General features: G+C 41.2%; 1 protein-coding gene. It reads left to right on the forward strand.

What is annotated here, in order from left to right:
- Positions 1-90: 90 nt before the first annotated feature.
- A complete protein-coding gene (locus AB4405_RS24265) occupies positions 91-1,398 on the forward strand; it encodes an IS4 family transposase (RefSeq protein ID WP_372063103.1) in 1,308 nt (435 codons plus the stop codon).
- Positions 1,399-1,411 lie beyond the last annotated feature (13 nt).

Here is a 1,411-nt window from a genome sequence, read left to right on the forward strand (position 1 = left end):
TAATGCCGATCAGTTAAAGTCAAAGTGATCGGTTGAACGATCCTTCAGAGCTGTCAAAATCCAAGTGTATTTAATGCACTTGGATTTTTTATGGATGTCTCTCAAGCTCTAAACATAATTAATGATTGGAAACCTAATAAAGTTGAAACTTTGTCTGATTTGCTTCCAATTGAACTCATCGACGAAGCTTATTCTCTTACTGATACTATCACGATGAGAAAGAGGAAATTAACTTTAGAATCCATGGTGTGGCTGCTTGTTGGAATGGCTATCTATAACAGTAAGTCCATGAAAGATTTAGTAAACCAACTTGATATTGTCGACCGTACAGGTAAAGCTTTTGTCGCACCGAGTGCGTTGACTCAACGTCGAAAGACGTTGGGTGAAGACGCAATTAAAGCGGTCTTTGAGCGAATGACTACGTCATGGTTAAAAAGTGCAAAGTTACCCCAGTGGAATGGATTAACGCTGCTTGGCGTCGATGGAGTTGTTTGGCGAACGCCCGATAACCCGCAAAATGAAAATGCATTTTCTCGACAAAAAGGGACACAATATCCGCAAGTGAGAATGGTCTGCCAGATGGAACTAAGCAGTCACATTATCACGGCCAGTGCCTTTGATAATTACAATACAAACGAAATGGTATTAGCTGAAAAGCTGATAGAAACAACACCAAACCATAGCGTAACAATGTTCGATAAGGGGTTCTATTCTTTAGGTTTATTACATAAATGGCAAGACACTGGCGATGAACGCCACTGGCTTATTCCCCTCAAGAAAAACACACAATATGACATCGTTCAATCTTTAGGGCGAAATGACAAACTGGTTCAATTACACAGTAATCCAAGAGCTAGGAAACTATGGCCTGATTTACCAAAGTCGATAACCGCTCGGCTTGTCACACGTAAAATTAAAGGAAAAGACTACCAAGTATTAACCTCTATGACCGACTCCTTACGTTACCCATCAAAAGATATTGCAGGCCTTTATGAGCATCGTTGGGAAATTGAGCTAGGCTACCGAGAGCAAAAACAATACATGCTTGGAAATCGTCTCACGCTGCGAAGTCGTTTACCAGAACTGGTAAAGCAGGAGTTATGGGGCATCTTGCTTACTTACAATTTAATCCGATACCAGATGGTCGAGCTCTGCTTCAATTTAAAGGGAAATTACCTTCCTTATCAACTGAGTTTTAACGGCACATTAGCTCATGTATCTGCGTTACTTGTAGGCTTACCTTACTCAACACCAGGAGCAATACCTCGTCAGTTAAAGGGGTTCCACAACATGGCTGAAAGCTTAGTACTTGAAGGGCGAAGGGAAAGGACATTCCCTAGAACAGTTAAACCCAGACCACAACGGTATGCTAAGAACAAAAATGCCGTTCACTCTTAAGTGAACGGCATTA

Source organism: Vibrio sp. 10N.261.51.F12, from assembly GCF_041471725.1.
Taxonomy (GTDB): domain Bacteria; phylum Pseudomonadota; class Gammaproteobacteria; order Enterobacterales; family Vibrionaceae; genus Vibrio.

Excerpts from the sequence above, each read along its gene's own strand:
- AB4405_RS24265 (WP_372063103.1), top strand. The coding sequence starts at position 91 with ATGGATGTCTCTCAAGCTCTAAACATAATTAATGATTGGAAACCTAAT.